Origin of the sequence: Thiohalospira halophila DSM 15071 (assembly GCF_900112605.1) — a bacterium.
Lineage (GTDB): Bacteria > Pseudomonadota > Gammaproteobacteria > Thiohalospirales > Thiohalospiraceae > Thiohalospira > Thiohalospira halophila.
Genome location: NZ_FOMJ01000001.1, coordinates 309797 through 326398, shown reverse-complemented (window position 1 = coordinate 326398; position 16602 = coordinate 309797). Strand labels below are relative to the sequence as shown.

Annotated in this window: 14 protein-coding genes; 4 read left to right on the top strand and 10 right to left on the bottom strand. The window is 68.2% G+C overall.

The genetic code is table 11. From position 1 onward, the window contains the following. The 3 genes from thrC to alaC are packed head-to-tail and all read right to left on the bottom strand — an operon-like array spanning position 1 to position 3712. Positions 1 to 1152 carry a threonine synthase gene (thrC, locus tag BM272_RS01700; RefSeq protein ID WP_093427018.1) on the bottom strand — a complete coding sequence of 384 codons (1152 nt, stop codon included), beginning with the start codon at positions 1150 to 1152 and terminating at the stop codon, positions 1 to 3. A gap of 24 nt (positions 1153 to 1176) precedes the next feature. Continuing rightward, complete coding sequence (locus BM272_RS01695) at positions 1177 to 2490, bottom strand: homoserine dehydrogenase (RefSeq protein WP_093427017.1); 1314 nt, start codon at positions 2488 to 2490, stop codon at positions 1177 to 1179. 28 nt (positions 2491 to 2518) lie between these two features. Further along, the gene (alaC, locus tag BM272_RS01690; RefSeq protein ID WP_093427016.1) at positions 2519 to 3712 is read right to left on the bottom strand and encodes an alanine transaminase; all 1194 of its coding nucleotides are present in this window, start codon (positions 3710 to 3712) and stop codon (positions 2519 to 2521) included. A gap of 171 nt (positions 3713 to 3883) precedes the next feature. On the opposite strand from alaC, the gene BM272_RS01685 reads away from it, so the two are divergent. Then, positions 3884 to 4333 (top strand): Mth938-like domain-containing protein, encoded by a 450-nt coding sequence (locus tag BM272_RS01685; RefSeq protein WP_093427015.1) that lies wholly within the window; start codon positions 3884 to 3886, stop codon positions 4331 to 4333. Here BM272_RS01685 and rpoS read toward each other — a convergent pair. From rpoS to surE, 5 genes are read right to left on the bottom strand one after another with little or no spacing between them, the layout of a single operon-like run. After that, positions 4326 to 5324 carry an RNA polymerase sigma factor RpoS gene (gene rpoS, locus BM272_RS01680; RefSeq protein ID WP_093427014.1) on the bottom strand — a complete coding sequence of 333 codons (999 nt, stop codon included), beginning with the start codon at positions 5322 to 5324 and terminating at the stop codon, positions 4326 to 4328. The genes BM272_RS01685 and rpoS overlap by 8 nt on opposite strands. Positions 5325 to 5340: 16 nt before the next feature. Beyond that, the gene (locus BM272_RS01675; RefSeq protein ID WP_093427013.1) at positions 5341 to 6123 is read right to left on the bottom strand and encodes a peptidoglycan DD-metalloendopeptidase family protein; all 783 of its coding nucleotides are present in this window, start codon (positions 6121 to 6123) and stop codon (positions 5341 to 5343) included. Positions 6124 to 6127: 4 nt separating this feature from the next. Continuing rightward, complete coding sequence (locus BM272_RS01670; RefSeq protein ID WP_093427012.1) at positions 6128 to 6706, bottom strand: YqaA family protein; 579 nt, start codon at positions 6704 to 6706, stop codon at positions 6128 to 6130. Next, positions 6703 to 7338, bottom strand: coding sequence for a protein-L-isoaspartate(D-aspartate) O-methyltransferase (locus BM272_RS01665; protein WP_093427432.1), 636 nt, complete (start codon positions 7336 to 7338; stop codon positions 6703 to 6705). The genes BM272_RS01670 and BM272_RS01665 overlap by 4 nt, the downstream gene beginning before the upstream one ends. Before the next feature lie 26 nt (positions 7339 to 7364). Continuing rightward, positions 7365 to 8114 (bottom strand): 5'/3'-nucleotidase SurE, encoded by a 750-nt coding sequence (gene surE / locus BM272_RS01660; RefSeq protein ID WP_093427011.1) that lies wholly within the window; start codon positions 8112 to 8114, stop codon positions 7365 to 7367. A gap of 127 nt (positions 8115 to 8241) precedes the next feature. On the opposite strand from surE, the gene BM272_RS01655 reads away from it, so the two are divergent. The 3 genes from BM272_RS01655 (at position 8242) to BM272_RS01645 (ending at position 13039) form a co-directional block, all read left to right on the top strand. Further along, positions 8242 to 8817 carry a Smr/MutS family protein gene (locus tag BM272_RS01655; protein ID WP_093427010.1) on the top strand — a complete coding sequence of 192 codons (576 nt, stop codon included), beginning with the start codon at positions 8242 to 8244 and terminating at the stop codon, positions 8815 to 8817. Between the two features lie 212 nt (positions 8818 to 9029). Next, the gene (locus BM272_RS01650; protein WP_093427009.1) at positions 9030 to 10949 is read left to right on the top strand and encodes a methyl-accepting chemotaxis protein; all 1920 of its coding nucleotides are present in this window, start codon (positions 9030 to 9032) and stop codon (positions 10947 to 10949) included. A gap of 179 nt (positions 10950 to 11128) precedes the next feature. Further along, entirely contained in the window at positions 11129 to 13039 is a 1911-nt protein-coding gene (locus BM272_RS01645; protein WP_093427008.1) for a hypothetical protein, read from the top strand. A 110-nt stretch (positions 13040 to 13149) separates the two neighbouring features. On the opposite strand, the gene BM272_RS01640 is transcribed toward BM272_RS01645, so the two are convergent. Then, positions 13150 to 15240, bottom strand: a complete 2091-nt coding sequence (locus BM272_RS01640; RefSeq protein ID WP_093427007.1) for an RIFT barrel domain-containing protein — start codon at positions 15238 to 15240, stop codon at positions 13150 to 13152. A 222-nt stretch (positions 15241 to 15462) separates the two neighbouring features. Beyond that, on the bottom strand, positions 15463 to 16602 hold the full coding sequence (locus BM272_RS01635) for a GNAT family N-acetyltransferase (RefSeq protein ID WP_093427006.1): 1140 nt from the start codon (positions 16600 to 16602) through the stop codon (positions 15463 to 15465).

Below are 16602 nucleotides of genomic sequence, written 5' to 3'. Positions count from 1 at the left end.
TCAGTCCAGGTTGCCGAGGATGGCCTCTTTCACCGCCCCCAGTTCGGCCGGGACGCGATGCATGCGGCCACCGCGTTCCTCGGCCTGCTGGATGGCGGTATCGGGATCCTTGAGGCCGTGGCCCGTAAGGGTGCAGACGATGGTGGAGCCGTCCTCGATCCGGCCGTTCTGGATATCGCGCAGGGCCCCGGCCAGGGAGGCGGCGGAGGCGGGCTCGCAGAAGATCCCCTCGCGCCGGGCCAGCAGGCTCTGGGCATCCAGGATCTCCGCGTCGGCGCACTCGTCGAACCAGCCGCCGGACTCCTGGCTCACCGTCCAGGCCATGTCCCAGGACTGGGGATGGCCGATGCGGATGGCGGTGGCCACGGTGTCCGGGTCGTCCACGTAGGCTCCGCGCAGGAAGGGGGCGCTGCCGGCCGCCTGGTAGCCCACCATCTTCGGCCGATTACCCACCGAGGCCCCGCCGGCGAACTTGCAGTGGCCCTGGCAGAAACTGCAGGCGTCGGTGGCATCCTTGGGCGACGAGGCCGCCATCTCGCTGTAGCCGATCCAGTGGGCCGTGATGTTGCCGGCGTTGCCCACGGGCAGGCAGTGGTAGTCCGGGGCGCGCTCCAGCTCCTCGACGATCTCGAAGGCGGCGGTCTTCTGCCCCTGGAGGCGGTAGGGGTTGATGGAGTTGACGATGGTCACCGGCGCCTCGTTGGCGACCTCCTTCACCAGTCGCATGCCCTCGTCGAAGTTGCCCTGGATCTGGATGACCACGGCCCCCTCGATCATCGCCTGGGCCATCTTGCCCATGGCGATCTTGCCGTCGGGGATGATCACGAAGGGGGTGATCCCGGCCCGGGCGGCGTAGGCGGCGGCGGAGGCCGAGGTGTTGCCGGTGGAGGCACAGATGATCGCCTTCGATCCCTCGTTCACCGCCTGGGTCACGGCCATGGTCATGCCGCGATCCTTGAACGAGCCGGTGGGATTCAGCCCCTCGTACTTCACGTAGATGTCCACGTCCCGGCCCAGCTCGGCGGGGATGTTGTTCAGCCGGATGAGGGGCGTGTTGCCCTCGCCCAGACCGATGACGCGGGTGTCATCGTGGACCGGCAGGCGGTCGCGGTACTTGTCGATGAGGCCGGTGTAGCGGGGACGAAACGGCATGTGGTTTTCCTCGTCGCGCCGGGCCTAGCCCAGCGTCTCCATGCGGATGCGGGTAACGTTGCCAGCGACGGTGTCCAGCGCCTCGATGCGCTCGATGGCGCGGTTCATGGAGCGCTCCACCACCCGCTGGGTCAACATGATCACGGTGGCCGAATCGGGCGCGCTGCCCGGCGGCTCCTTCTGCATCATGGCCTCGATACTGATCCCCTCCTCGCCCAGGATCCGGGTGATCTCGGCCAGGACGCCGGGCCGGTCCACCGCCTGCAGGCGCAGGTAGTAGGCCGTCTCCACGGCGTCGATGGGCAGGATGGGCCGCTCGACGATGGCGTCGGGCTGGAAGGCCAGGTGGGGCACCCGGTTCTCCGGATCGCTGGTCAGCGCCCGGACCACGTCCACCAGGTCCGCCACCACGGCGGAGGCGGTGGGCTCCGCGCCGGCACCCGGTCCGTAGTAGAGGGTCGGCCCCACGGCATCGCCGCGCACCAGCACGGCATTCATGACACCGTCGACGTTGGCGATGAGGCGCTTTTCCGGGATCAGGGTCGGGTGGACCCGCAGCTCCACGCCGTCCTCGTTCTGGCGGGCGAAGCCGATGTTCTTGATGCGATAGCCCAGCTCGTCGGCGTAGGCGACATCCTCCCGGGCGATGTGACCGATGCCCTCGCAGTGGACGTCATCGAAGCGCAGCGGGATCCCGAAGGAGATGGCCGCCAGGATGGTGAGCTTGTGGGCGGCATCGATCCCCTCGACGTCGAAGGTCGGGTCGGCCTCCGCATAGCCCAGCCGCTGCGCCTCGCCGAGGACGTCGGCGAAGTCGCGACCCTTGTCGCGCATCTCGGTGAGGATGAAGTTGCCGGTGCCGTTGATGATCCCGGCCAGCCACTCGATGCGGTTGCCGGCCAGCCCCTCGCGGATGGCCTTGATGATGGGGATGCCGCCGGCCACCGCTGCCTCGAAGGCGACCATGACGCCCCGGGCCTGGGCAGCGGCGAAGATCTCGTTGCCGTGCTTGGCGATCATCGCCTTGTTGGCAGTGACCACGTGCTTGCCGGCCTCGATGGCGCGCAGGACCATCTCCCGGGCCAGACCCTCGCCGCCCATGAGCTCCACGACCACCTGGACCTCGGGGTCGTCCACCACCTCGGTGGGTTCGGTGGTGAGCCGCATGCCACTGGTGTCGCAGGCCCGGGGCCGCTCGATATCCCGGGCACTGGCCGCCGCGATCTGGATGCCGCGGCCGGCGCGCCGGCCGATCTCACTGGCGTTGCGCTCCAGGACCGTCGCGGTGCCGCAGCCCACGGTCCCCAGGCCCAGAAGGCCGATCTTTACCGGTTCCAAGGTTTTCCTCCTTTCCTGGCCGGCGGCGTCAGCTCTGGGCGACGCCGTCCCGGCGGAACATGTCGCGGATACCGCGCACCGCCTGGCGGGTGCGGTGTTCGTTCTCGATGAGGCTGAAGCGCACGTGGTCGTCGCCGTATTCGCCGAAACCAATACCCGGCGAGACGGCCACCTTGGCGTCCTGCAGGAGCTTCTTGGAGAACTCCAGGGAGCCCAGGTGGCGATAGGCCTCGGGGATCGGCGCCCAGACGAACATGGTCGCCCGCGGCGATTCCACCTCCCAGCCGGCGCCACGCAGGCCCGATACCAGGTGGTCGCGCCGGCGCTCGTACATGGCGCGGATCTCCTCCTTGCATTCCTGCGGCCCCTCCAGGGCATGGATGGCGGCCACCTGGATGGGGGTGAAGGTGCCGTAGTCGAGGTAGGACTTCATCCGCGCCAGGGCGGCGACCAGCTTGTCGTTGCCGCACATGAAGCCCACGCGCCAGCCGGGCATGTTGTAGGTCTTGGAGAGGCTGTAGAACTCCACCGCCACCTCCTTGGCGCCGGGCACCTGGAGGATGGAGGGGGCCTCGTAGCCGTCGAAGGTGATCTCGGCGTAGGCGATGTCGTGGACCACCCAGATCCCGTACTCCCGCGCCATGGCCACCACGTGCTCGAAGAAGTCGAGGTCGACGCACTGGGTGGTGGGATTTCCCGGGAAGTTCAGGATGAGCATCTTCGGCCGCGGCCACGCCTCCTTGATGGCGCGCTCCAGCTCGGCGAAGAAGTCCACGTCCGGCACCAGCGGGACGTGACGGATATCCGCCCCGGCGATGACCACGCCGTAGGGGTGGATGGGATAGGCCGGATTGGGAACCAGGACCGTATCCCCCTGCTCCAGGACAGAGAGCGCCAGGTGCGCCAGCCCCTCCTTGGAGCCGATGGTGACGATGGCCTCGTTCTCGGGATCGATGGCCACGTCGTAGCGGTCGGCGTACCACTGGCTGATGGCCCGGCGCAGGCGCGGGATCCCGCGGGAGACGGAGTAGCGGTGGGTGTTGTTCCGCTGGGCCGCCTCCACCAGCTTGTCCACGATGTGGCGCGGCGTGGGCTGGTCGGGATTGCCCATGCCGAAGTCGACGATATCCTCGCCCCGGGCGCGGGCCTTCGCCTTGAGGTCATTGACGATGTTGAAGACGTAGGGGGGGAGGCGTTTGATTCGGGGGAATTCTTCGTTCAAGGTCTACGGGTCCGCGTCTTCGGTGGGCGTCGCGCAACGGCGCCGCGGTAAACCGCTAACGTAACCACGCCTCCCCGGGCTGTCAATTTGCGCTTTGGGAATTCCGGTGGCAGTTAGCCGCTCGTGGGTCTCTGACGAAGAAAAGGCCCCGCCATCGAACTGGAGTCGACCATGCAACTGAGTCTCGACAACCACGGCTGGTACACCATCCGCGCCTACGGACCGGAGGGGGTGACCATCGCCCTGCCCCCCGGCGAGCGGGCGGAGAATCCCGTGATCGAGGAGGAGAACGGCTTCCGCAACGAGCGGCTGGACGTCATCCCGGGCAGTTTCCTGGTCGCCACCCCGGGCCATCTGGACCGGGGCTGGCCACCGCAGACCTTCGAGGAGCTGGAGCGCAGCCACTTCGAGGCCCTGGCCGAACTCAACGTGGAGGTCCTGCTGCTGGGGACCGGAGACCGGATCCGCTTCCCGCATCCGCAGGTGACGGCGCCGGTGAACGAGGCCGGGATCGGCCTGGAGTGCCTGGACACCCCCGGCGCCTGCCGGACCTTCAACGTCATCGCCGCCGAGGGCCGGCCGGTGGCGGCGGCCATCCTGGCCACCTCGGGCGCTACTTGAACAGGGCGTCGGCGTTGTAGCCCTGCCCCTCCAGGACCCGGCGCAGCCGGCGCAGGGCCTCGATCTGGATCTGGCGGACCCGCTCCCGGGTAACGCCGATCCGGTTGCCCACCTCTTCCAGCGTGGCCGGCTCCGTGCCGTGGAGGCCGAAGCGCTGCTCCACCACCGCCCGCTGCTTCTCGGTGAGGCCGGAGAGCCACTCCTCCAGGTGCTCCCGGACATCCTCGTCCTGGAGCATCTGGGCCGGGTCGATGACGGCCTCGTCGGGGATGGAGTCCAGCAGGGAGCGCTCGCCATCCCGGCCCACCGGCTCGTCCACCGAGGCGGTACGCTCGTTGAGGCCGAGCATGCGCTTGACCTCCTCCACCGGCCGGTCGAGTTCGGCGGCGATCTCCTCGGTACTGGGGTCGTGATCCAGGGTCTGGGAGAGATGCCGGGCCGCCCGGAGATAGATGTTGATCTCCTTGATGACGTGGATGGGCAGCCGGATGGTGCGCGTCTGGTTCATGATGGCGCGCTCGATGGTCTGCCGGATCCACCAGGTGGCGTAGGTGGAGAAGCGGAACCCGCGCTCGGGGTCGAACTTCTCCACCGCCCGGATGAGGCCGATATTGCCCTCCTCGATGAGGTCGAGCAGGGGCAGACCGCGGTTGAGGTAACGCCGGGCAATCTTGACCACCAGCCGCAGATTGGACTCGATCATGCGCTTGCGCGCCGCCTCGTCCCCCTGCTGCAGGGCCCGGGCCAGGGTCACCTCCTCCTCGGCGGTCAGCAGCGGCGAGAAGCCGATCTCGGAAAGGTAGAGACGGGTCGCATCGAGCTGGCTGTCGGGGATGGATCCCGCCTCCCAGTTTCCCTCCTTCTCGTCTACCGCTCCCTCCGTTGCAGCCGATGGTTCCGCCGAGTTTTCTGCGATATCCTGATCGGCTTCCGTCCCCCACTCCGTCTTGGCGATCTCGTCCGACTCGCTCTCGGGATTCTCGTTCTCCATTCTTCCCCCGTACCGGTTACTGCGCCGGGAGATGGCCTCGCGGATCGACGGGGCTGCCGCCCTCGCGGATCTCGAAGTGAAGCATGACCCGGTCGGCGCCGGTATCCCCCATCTCCGCGATTTTTTCTCCCTTCTCCACCCGGTCGCCCTCGGCCGCCAGGAGGCGGCTGTTGTGGGCATAGGCACTCAGGTAGTCCCGATCGTGCTTGACGATAATAAGGCGGCCGTAACCGATGAGTCCACTACCCGCATAGACCACGCGGCCATTGGCTGCAGAACGGACCGGGTCCCCTGCCTCGCCGGCGATGGCAATACCCTTCTTGCCATTGCCATCACCACGGAATTCGCGGACCACCTCCCCCCTGGCAGGCCAGGCGAACTCGGGTGGCGGCCCCGCCGGGGTGCGCGCCGGTGACGACCCGGAGGAAGACGCGGAACCGGAAGCGGCCCCGCCGGCAGCGGCCGAGGCGCTGCCGCCCGTTCCGCCCCCGGAGTCCCCCCGCGCCCGGGCCTGCGCCTCGCGCGCCCCGAATTCCGCCGGCGGGGCCACGCGGATACGCTCCCCCAGCTCGATGGTGTAGGGGGGACCGATATCGTTCCACTGGGCGACGGTCTTGTAGTTGTAACCGTACCTCCAGGCGATGGAGTAGAGCGTATCCCCCTCGGTTACCGTGTGGTAGCGCGGATGCCAGTTGAGCTGCTGGGTACGATCACCGATGAAGCCCGGACCGCACCCGACAAGCAGGAGGGCAAACAACAGGAGCAAAGCGGAGCGAAGGGTGAGGAACCGGCCGGTCATGGCTTCATCCCCGCAGGAGCAGCCAGGCCCCGGCCAGGACGACCACTCCGCCCCAGCCCAGCCAGTCCACCCAGCGCCGCAGGGCCGCCTCCATGCGCGGACCGCCCCGGGCCATGAGGCCGGCAACCAGGAAGAAACGGGCACCGCGCCCGAGGAACGAGGCGAGGATGAAGCCGGGGAGGCTCATGGCGAGGGCGCCGGCGGCGATGGTGAAGACCTTGTAGGGGATGGGCGAGAAACCGGCGATGAGGATCGCCCAGAAGCCCCAGTCGGCGAACCAGTCGGTGGCCCGCTGGAAGGCCGCCTGGTAGCCGTGTTCCACCAGCAGGGGTTGGACCGCCTCCAGGGCGAAGGCGCCAATGATCCACCCCAGGATCCCGCCCACCACCGAGGCCAGGGTGGTGATAAGGGCCAGGACCGCAGCCCGGGAAGGGCGGGCCATGGCCATGGGAGCCAGCATGACGTCGGGGGGCACGGGGAAGAAGGAGGATTCGGCGAAGGAGAGACCGCCCAGCAGCCAGGGCGCCCGCGGATGGCGGGACCAGGCCATGACCCGATCATAGAGGGGCCCGAAGAGCCTCATCCGCGTCCCCGGATGAGCGGGACGAAGGCCACGTAGTCCAGGACGGTCCGCTCGAAGCCCTCCGAGGTCCGATCCAGGGCGACGAGCTCCTGCACGCCCCCCTCGCGCCCGACCGGGGCGACGATCCGCCCCCCTTCACGGACCTGCTCCAGCAGCTCCGACGGTACTTCTTCCGGGGCTGCGGTGAGCAGTATGCCGTCGAAGGGGGCCTGGTCCACCCAGCCCTCCGCCCCGTCGCCCTGGCGCAGATGGACATTGTTCACGCGCAGTTCACGCAGACGCTCTCGCGCCAGGCGGACCAGCTCGGATATGCGTTCCACCGTATAGACCTCGTCCACCACGCCGCCGAGGATCGCCGCCTGATAACCGGACCCGGTCCCCACCTCCAGGACCCGATCCATGGGCTGGATCTCGCGCAATGCCTCGGTCATCCGCGCCACCACCCAGGGCTGGGAGATGGTCTGGCCGTGGCCGATGGGCAGCGCCGTATCCTCGTAGGCGCGGGTGGCCAGCGCCTCGTCCATGAAGAGATGGCGCGGGGTCGAGCGGATGGCCTCCAGCACCGCCGTATCCCGGATCCCCTTCTCCGCCAGGCGTTCGGCCAGCCGGTCGCGGGTCCGCTGGGAGGTCATGCCGATGCCGTGGCGGCGCAGGTCGGTCACCCCAGCCCCTCCGTCCAGCGCGTCAGGCCGTCCAGCGCCTCGTGGCGCGTCAGGTCCACCTGGATGGGGGTCAGGGAGACGTAGCCCTGGCGGATGGCATCGAAGTCGGTCCCCGGGCCGGCATCCTCCTCGTCCCCCGGCGGCCCTACCCAGTAGATGGGGCGACCGCGCGGGTCGGCGGAACGGATCACCGGCTCCGCCTTGTGGCGATGACCCAGCCGCGCCACGCGGTAACCCGCCAGCTCATCAAAGGGCCGGTCGGGCACGTTCACGTTGAGCAGGGTGTCCGTCGGCAACGGATCCTCGGTAAGCCGCTGCACCAGCCGGGTAGCCACCCGGGCAGCGGTGTCGTAATGGACCAGCTCGGTCCCGGCCAGGGAGATGGCCATGGCGGGCAGCCCCAGGAAGCGCCCCTCCATGGCCGCCGCCACGGTGCCGGAGTAGAGGACGTCGTCCCCCAGGTTGGAACCGGCATTGATCCCCGAGACCACCATGTCCGGCTCGGTTTCCAGCAGTCCGGTGATGGCGAGATGGACACAATCGGTGGGGGTCCCCTCGACGCAGACGAAGCCGTCGGCCTCGGTCTGCGCACGAATGGGCTGCTCCAGGGTCAGGGAGTTGGAGGCGCCGCTGCGATTGCGATCCGGGGCCACCACGGTGACCCGCCCCAGGCCACCCAGCGCCTCGGCCAGCGCCCGGAGTCCGGGTGCACGCACCCCGTCATCATTACTCAGCAGGATCTCCATGCGCCCCTCCTCGCGCCCACTACAGCAGGTATTCTGGCACAGACGGCCCGGCCCGGGTAAGCCGCCCTGCCGTGACCGCCGGATGACATGCTAGCCTGTGGATAATCCGGTCCGGAATCGACCTGCCATGTCCCGACGCCGCCCAACCCGCCCCCGGGGATCCGACCCGGTAACCGAGGAGGAGCGACGCCTCTTCCGCGAGGCAGTAGCGGACGTCACGCCCCTGGAATCGGAGCCGGGCCCGGACGCCCCACCACCACCGGCACCCCGGCCACGCTTCAGCAGGACCGGCGACCGGGCGAGCGCGGATGCCGGTGAGGCGCAGGATCCTCCCCTGACGGATGGTCCTGCCCTCCCCCGGGATGGCGGCGAGGTCCTCTCCTTCCGCCGGGGCGGCATCCAGCACAAGGTCATGCGGCGACTGGCCAACGGCCAGCTGACCATCACGGCGGAACTCGATCTCCACGGCCTGACCCGCGAGGCCGCCCGCACGGAGCTGGACCGATTCCTCACCGGGGCGCGCCAGCGGCAGCAGTGCTGCATCCGGGTCATACACGGCAAGGGGGGCACCGACGGCTCCGTCCTCAAGGGGCTGGTGGATGCCTGGCTGCGGCAGCGACCGGAGGTCCTGGCCTTTGCCTCGGCCCCGGCCAGCGCCGGCGGTACGGGCGCGCTGCTGGTGCTCCTGGCCCGAGCCCGATAGCCCGGCCGGAACCCGAGGGGTCTGGCAGCGACGAGATTCGCAACCCCTCATTCTGTGACGTGGATCACACTCTGGAAAAGGCTGGCCAGCACGAAATCCCCACCAGGGTTGTCGACATTAGCGCCTGGTAATAGACTTCCGCGCTCTTCTTTTCCCGGTCCCCGTACGACCGGTACTCTCGATCGTAAGCACTCAAGGAACATGGAGTCCCCATGCTGCAACGTCTTCGCATCGGCCCCCGCTTGATCCTGGGCGTGGCCGCCACGCTGCTGGTCACCCTCGCCATCCTCATGCCGCTGGTTCTGAATCAGATCGGCGGCATCATCGAAGAGGCGGAGAAGCGGGAACTCCGGGCCCTGCACGACAAGGTCACCGGACGCATTCAGGCAGAGGCGAAGGTCGGGTCGGCCGTGGCCGACTCCCTCGCCCACTTCGAACCCGTCACCGAGCGGTTTGCCGAGCGCGACCGGCAGACGCTGCGCGAGTGGCTCCTGCCCATGTACTCCTTCCTGGAGGAGGAGTACGCCGTGCGGCAGTTCCAGTTCCACACCGCCCCGGCCACCTCCTTCCTGCGCCTGCACCGGCCGGAGAAATACGGCGATGACCTCTCCGGCTTCCGCCATACCGTGGTGGAGGTAAACGAGGAAGGCGAGGCCGTGAGCGGACTGGAGCGCGGCGTGGCCGGCCTGGGGATCCGCGGCGTGGTCCCGGTCCAACACGACGGTGAGCAGGTGGGCTCCGTGGAGCTGGGCATGTCCTTCGGCAAGCCCTTCTTCGAGGAGGTCCGGGCACTCCAGGGCGCCGAGGCCAATGTCCATATCGCCCTCCACACCCTGCGCGACGGTCGGCTGGAGCCCTTCGCCAGCACCTGGCAGGCGCCCAGGCTCATGGAAGAGGCCGCCCTTGGGGAAGCGCGCGACGGCGACGCCTTCCGCCAGGGGGAGCTCGGCGGTGACCCCGCGGCCTTCTACGCCGCCCCGGTCACCGATTATTCCGGCAAGCCCATCGGCGTGCTGGAGGTCTCCCGGGACCGCAGCTACTACGTGAATGCCTACGCCGTGGCCCGTAACTCCATCATCGGCGTCGGCGTCCTCGCCCTGGCCGCGGGGCTGGCCTTCGCCTGGTTCATGGGGCTGAGCATCACCCGGCCCATCAAGGGCGCGGTCGCGGCCATGCACGACATCGCCGAGGGCGATGGCGACCTCACCCGCCGCCTGGATACCAGCGGCTCCGACGAGATCGCCGAACTCGGCGAGGCCTTCAACCGCTTCGCCGAGCGGGTCCAGCAGACGGTGAGCCAGGTGGCCGGCTCCACCAACCAGCTGGCGGCGGCCTCGGAGGAGATGTCCACCATCACCTCCGAGACCAACGACGCCATCCAGCGCCAGCGCGGCGAGACCGAGCAGGTGGTCACCGCCATGAACGAGATGACCTCCACGGTGCAGGAGGTGGCCCGCAACGCCGAGAACGCCGCCGAGGCGGCGCGCGAGGCCGACTCCAGCGCCAACAACGGCTCCCAGGTGGTCAACGAGAGCGTGGACGCCATCAAGCAGCTCGCCGAGGACGTCAACCAGGCCTCGGAGACCATCAATCGGCTGGGCAAGGACTCCGAGAGCATCGGTTCCGTGCTGGACGTCATCCGCGACGTTGCCGATCAGACCAACCTGCTCGCCCTCAACGCCGCCATCGAGGCGGCCCGGGCCGGCGAGGCCGGCCGCGGCTTCGCCGTCGTGGCCGACGAGGTCCGCACCCTGGCCAGCCGGACCCAGGAGTCCACCCAGGAGATCCAGGGCATGATCGAGCGGCTGCAGCAGGCCGCCCGGGAGGCGGTGGAGGCCATGGAGACCAGCCGGACCCGTGCCGCCAACACGGTGGAAAAGGCCGGCAGTGCCGGAGAGGCGCTGACCAACATCACCCACTCGGTGAGCCAGATCTCGGACATGAACACCCAGATCGCCTCGGCCGCCGAGGAGCAGAGCACCGTCGCCGACGAGATCAACCGGAATATCGTCCAGATCAACGAGATCTCGGAGCAGACCGCCGAGGGCGCCAACCAGACCTCCACCAGTGGCGACGAACTGGCGCGCCTGGCCAGCGAGCTCCAGGACCTGGTGAACCGGTTCAAGTACTGAACAATCCTGCCGCGGCTGGTTGATAACCGGCCACAATCCGGCAGATCCGTTCGACCCTCCCGCAACTGGTACCGCAGCGGGTCGGAAGCGGTCTACAGCCCCTCCCCCAGGGGCTATAGTCCCATTCCCGAGAGGCCAGGGACGGCCCTCGCCGACCCGGAACTCCACGGAGGACAACCATGCGGTACCCCCCTTCCCCCACGCTCCTGGCGCTGGCCGCCATGCTGGCCTTCACCCTCCCCGGCTGTAACGAGGAACTCCGGGCGACCACGGATACCACCAGCTCCGATGGGGGCACCCCGCTGAACGACAGCGAGCTGGACCCCGACAGCGATGCCTTTCGTTACGACACCGACGGCTACGAGGGCCGGGTGGTGGTCACTCTCCATCCCCAGCAGGCCGTCTCAACGGATACCGGCACGGGCGTCGTCTTCGCCGTCCCCTTCCCGCAGGGCTGGCTAACCGATGCGGATTCGGTCTCCCTGCACGACAATCAGGGCGAGATCCCCATCCGTACCAGGGCCATTGGCCATTGGTGGGACCCGGACACCGGTGAGCCGAGCAGTATCCGGTCGGTTCGCGTCTCCCTGAATGCGCGCTTCTCCAGCCGTGAATCGCTGACCCTGGAGTTGCGCTGGGGTGGGCCGCGGGACAAGGAGCTGGGCACCGGTATCGAGGCCGCCTCGACCTGGATCCCCATCACGGAATCCGGCGTGGACGAGGCGGAATACACCACCGCCGAGATCATGGAGCCGGCGGTCTACGCCACCCTCCCGGCGGCCTGGCTCTCCAAAACGACCCTGCGCACCCGGACCGTCCCCGTGGACCAGTGGAGTGAATCGGAGTGGTTCGACGAGGCGCTGCTGGGCTATTCCCGCACCATGGTCAACGACGTCTCCGACGCCGTGAGCGAGGGGGACCTGGTCAACTACGAGCCGGATACCTGGGCCGACACCGGTTCGGTGGACACCAGCTCCTGGCTCTTCGACCGCGCCTCCACCCTGTGGGGGGTCTACTTCCGGACCGGCGACGTGAAGTGGCTGCGCCATGCCCATCGGGCCAGCCAGTACTACGCCCTGAACATCGAGCGGGACAACGATACCAACCCCAGCGATTCCAGTGATCGCAACTTCCGCGGCCAGTTCCGGTTCAAGGATGTCGATTACCCGGATCACAAGTACAGCTACGGCCTGCCCATGCTGCTGGACCGGCTGGTGGCCGGTGCCCCCGAGGCCGGACCCTCCCGGGCCGAGGATGCGGTGCGGGCCGTCTCGGACCTCATCACGGACGGGTACTGGGAAGGTACCTACGGCGACTCGGCGGCCTACAACCCGGGCCTTGCATCCAACCATCTCTGGACGGAGCGCCACCAGGCCTATGCCTTCTCGGCCCACCTCACCGCCTGGGAGTACACCGGCGACGCCGCCTACCGCGACAAGCTGGACGACTACGTGGCGCAGATGGTCGACCACGTCGCCAATCCGCCCGGGGGCTACGCCGCCGATGGCTGTCTGGTCCACGACTTCAAGCACCATGAGTGGAACAAGTACAACGACACGCCGACCCCGGTCTGCTCTCCGTGGATGACGGCGCTGCTGGCGGAGCCGCTGTGGCGCTACTATCGACTCACCCAGGACCGGCGCGCCCTGGGCCTCCTCGCCGACTTCTCCGAGTCGGTAGCCGAGCACGGCACCTACATCGCCCAGGACGAGAGCAGCGACGTCGGCACCAGCTCGGGCCTGTGGGATGCGCGGCTGCCGCAGTACCTTTACTCCAGCGAGTACAATGGAGTGGATGAAGGGGTCAGCGACCCCTGGGGCGACTGGGAACATACCTGTGATGTCTCCGGCCTGCTCTATCGGGGCGTAGTCGCCGGCCGGCTCCTGGAGCGCGACATGAGCCGTGAAAGGGTGGTTGCCGACGAGATGATGGCGAGTTGCCGAACCAATCTCGACAACTGGCGTCGCCCGGGCAACGATAGCTATCTCGCACAGAATGGCCCCGAGTGGCGCCTGACCCCCACCCGCAAGTACAACTGGTGGTTCGGGACGACGCTCGATCTGCCCTGGCTCCACGATCTCCAGCACTGAACCGGCGGGCCACCCCACCAGGGCCATGAGACCAACCAGAAAAGGGCCCCCGACCTGGAAGGCGGGGGCCCTTTCTTTCTCCTCACGGCTATTGGCCGAGTCCGGCAGTCCTAGCGCAGCCGCGGCAGGTCCAGGGTGGTACCGAACCACCAGTTGTACTTGCGCGCCGGCGTCAGACGCCATTCCGGACCGTACTGGGAGACGTAGGAGTCATCACCGGGACGGTACCACTTGTCCAGGTTGGTCTCGCAGGTGGCCATAAGGTCATCGGCCACGGTCTGCTCGGCCGCCATGTCGCGGTCGAGCATCTCCCCGGCGGTGACCCCGCGCTCCACCAGACCCGCCACATCGCAGGCGTGCTCCCAGTCCTGCCAGGGGTCGCTGACCCCCTCGGACACCCCGTTATAGCTGCTGGAGTAGAGATATTGCGGCAGCCGGGCGTCCCACAGGGTGGAACTGGTGCCGACGTTGCTGCTCTCGTCCTGGGCGATGTAGGTCCCGTCCTGCGCCACCGATTCCGCGAAATCGGCCAGCAGGCCCAGCGCCCGGTCATCGCCGGTGAGGCGGTGGTAGCGCCACAGCGGCTCCGCCAGCAGCGCCGTCATCCACGGAGAGCAGACCGGGGTCGGCGTGTCGTTGTACTTGTTCCACTCGTGGTGCTTGAAGTCGTGGACCAGACAGCCGTCGGCGGCGTAGCCCCCGGGCGGATTGGCGACGTGGTCGACCATCTGCGCCACGTAGTCGTCCAGCTTGTCGCGGTAGGCGGCGTCGCCGGTGTACTCCCAGGCCGTGAGATGAGCGGCAAAGGCATAGGCCTGGTGGCGCTCCGTCCAGAGGTGGTTGGCCCCGAGGTCGGGATTGTAGGCACCGTCACTACCGTAGGTGCCCTCCCAGTAGCCATTGGTAACGAGGTCGGAGACCGCCCGCACCCCGTCTTCCCCGGCGGCGGGGCCATCAACCGCCGCGCCCAGGACCAGCCGGTCCATCAGCATGGGCATACCATAACTGTACTTGTGATCGACGTAGTTGATGTCCTTGAACCGGAACTGGCCCCGGAAGTTGCGATTATCCGAATCCGACGGGCTGGTGTCGTTGTCCCGCTCGACGTTCAGGGCGTAGTACTGGCTGGCCCGGTGGGCATGGCGCAGCCATTTCACATCCCCGGTCCGGAAGTAGACGCCCCACAGGGTGGAGGCGCGGTCGAAGAGCCAGGAGCTGGTGTCCACCGAACCGGTGTCCCCCCAGGTGTCGGGCTCATAGTTGACCAGGTCCTCCTCGCTCACGGCGTCGGAAACGTCGTTGACCATGGTGCGCGAATAGCCCAGCAGCGCCTCGTCGAACCAGCCGGAGTCGCTCCACGCGTCCACCGGCACCGTCTCGGTGCGCAGGGTCATGCCGGCCAGCCACTCCGCCGGCAGGGTGGTATAGACCGCCGGCTCCATGACCTCGGCGGTGGTATATTCCGACTCGTCGACCCCGGACTCGCTGATCGGGATCCAGGTATCGGCCACGGAGACGCCGACGGAGTCCAGGCGAGCCGGATCAGTGGCACCCGTCACGAGTTCACCACTGACGGTCTCCCCCGCCCCGATAGCCACCTGCGTCCACAGGCGCACGGAGCGCACACTGCCATCCGGCCAGTTGGCGACGACCTCGGCCATCACCGGGGTCTCGGCCCCGCCCACCTGAAGGGCGAGATCGGCGGTTTCCTGACGGGCACCCTGCGGGAAGGGAACGGCGAAGGCCACCCAGCGATCCTCTGCGGCCCCGATCCCGGGCTGACCGTGGAAGGTCACCGCCACCGCATCCGCCGTGGTGGCGTCATCGGTCGAGCTGCTGGTGCTATCGTCGGTGGTGGAGCCGTCGGCGGTGCTGGTGCTGTCGTCGGTGGAGGCCGTGGAGTCGTCGGTGGTCGAGTCCGAAGTCGTGGAATCCGAACTCGTGGAATCCGAAGTACTGGAATCCGTACCACCGGAATCGGAGGTCGTGGTGTCATCCCCGGAGGTACCGGACTCGGTACCATCCGAGGTCGTGGTATCCTCCGTTCCGGTCACGGTTACGGTCCCATCCCCGTCGACGGTCTCGCCCTCCAGCGTCTCGCCGTCGACCGCTACCTCGACCTGGCAGCCGGACACCCCCAGCGCGGCGAGAAGCGCCAGCGCCGTGGTCCCGCGTACATAGCCCCGGTTGTTCTGTCGCATGTCTGATTCCCCGTATTCTGCGTTCATGGACGTTCCAATGGCGTCGGGCGTAATAAAAACGCAGTCGGGGCTCACGGTTTGCGACAGGTTTCACGATCCGCACTCCCTGGCAGAACCAATTACTCAAATCGGGACCGGCTTGGCAGTCCGAGCGTGAGCCACGCCCCACTGTCCGTGTGAACCAGTTCCGGACTCGATACGGGAGAGCGAGGCCGCGACGCCCTAGCGGGAGGGGAAGAGGCGGCGCTTGAGGGAGCGGGCCAGCGCCTCCGCACGCAGGGAGAGCCGGGGCCGCTGGAGGATGAACCAGGCAAGGTCGGCCGAGTCGTTCGAGGAGGAGGCGGCCCCGGTGGCCAGGCTCTGCTTGTACCGGGTATCGCCGCCGAGGAAGTCGTAGAGAGCCTCGCCCCGGGCCGCGTTGTGACGGATGGCCGCGGCATGCGCCATGAGGCCCGGCTTGATGCGGTTGTCTTCCAGGCGCGGGATCCCGCACTGGTAGAAGAGCACCCGGCCGTTGGCAACGAGGTTGTAGAGGTAGCCCAGCTCCTGGTCGCCGGCTCGCAGCGCCAGGAGCTGGATACCGTCATCGAAGTGTCGCGCCACCAGCCGCCGGTGGAAATCGAGGAACCACTCCTCCCCGAAGACCCCGGCCTCCCCTCGCTCCTGCCAGCTCTCCTGGTGGATGGCCGCCAACCGGTCCAGGAAGACCGCGCCCTCCCCGGGATCGGCGGCCTCCTCCAGCCGGAGCGGGCCCCAGGTCTCCTCGGCCAGCCGCCAGGAGCGCCGGATCTGGCTGCGGGTATTCCGCCCGAGGAGATCGAGGTAGTCGCCTCCCTCGGCCTGGCGCCGCCGCACCGCCTCCAGATCCACCCGGGGAGAGGGAATCGCCTTGCGCGAGATCCCGATCAGGCCCGGTGGCACTGTCGCCAGGGCATGGCCGGGTAAGGCGGCCGTGTCCAGCCCGGGCAGGTGGAATTCATCCCAGCCCGCGGGAAGGGCCGCCAGGAGTTCGGACCAGGCCAGTGAGCGCCCGGGAACGGCGTTGTACTCGATCCAGAGGTTATCGTAGGTCGGGTAGCCGGTGGCATTGAGATGGCATTCCCGCACCGGGAAGAGGCCGTGGCGCCAGCGTCGGCGGCGGCCGATGAAGAAGGCGGCCTCGGGCTCCGTTACCGAACCGGCCACGGCCAGCCGCAGGTCGAGCCCCGGCGGCAGGCAGGCCAGCCAGTTCTCCACCCAGGCCCAGCGCAGGAACCAGGGGGGGTGAAAGCGCGCCTCCAGGCTCCGCCAGGCCGTCTCCACCTCCCCGGCCTCCCGCCAGGGGTCCAGCCAGCGCCAGGGGAGGGTCACCTCGGCGGCCAT

Coding starts and splice junctions, on each gene's coding strand:
- BM272_RS01670 (WP_093427012.1), bottom strand. CDS start 6,706: ATGAGGCTCTTCGGGCCCCTCTATGATCGGGTCATGGCCTGGTCCCGC.
- thrC (WP_093427018.1), bottom strand. CDS start 1,152: ATGCCGTTTCGTCCCCGCTACACCGGCCTCATCGACAAGTACCGCGAC.
- BM272_RS01675 (WP_093427013.1), bottom strand. CDS start 6,123: ATGACCGGCCGGTTCCTCACCCTTCGCTCCGCTTTGCTCCTGTTGTTT.
- BM272_RS01640 (WP_093427007.1), bottom strand. CDS start 15,240: ATGCGACAGAACAACCGGGGCTATGTACGCGGGACCACGGCGCTGGCG.
- BM272_RS01635 (WP_093427006.1), bottom strand. CDS start 16,602: ATGGCCGCCGAGGTGACCCTCCCCTGGCGCTGGCTGGACCCCTGGCGG.
- BM272_RS01685 (WP_093427015.1), top strand. CDS start 3,884: ATGCAACTGAGTCTCGACAACCACGGCTGGTACACCATCCGCGCCTAC.
- BM272_RS01650 (WP_093427009.1), top strand. CDS start 9,030: ATGCTGCAACGTCTTCGCATCGGCCCCCGCTTGATCCTGGGCGTGGCC.
- surE (WP_093427011.1), bottom strand. CDS start 8,114: ATGGAGATCCTGCTGAGTAATGATGACGGGGTGCGTGCACCCGGACTC.
- BM272_RS01655 (WP_093427010.1), top strand. CDS start 8,242: ATGTCCCGACGCCGCCCAACCCGCCCCCGGGGATCCGACCCGGTAACC.
- rpoS (WP_093427014.1), bottom strand. CDS start 5,324: ATGGAGAACGAGAATCCCGAGAGCGAGTCGGACGAGATCGCCAAGACG.
- BM272_RS01645 (WP_093427008.1), top strand. CDS start 11,129: ATGCGGTACCCCCCTTCCCCCACGCTCCTGGCGCTGGCCGCCATGCTG.
- BM272_RS01665 (WP_093427432.1), bottom strand. CDS start 7,338: ATGACCTCCCAGCGGACCCGCGACCGGCTGGCCGAACGCCTGGCGGAG.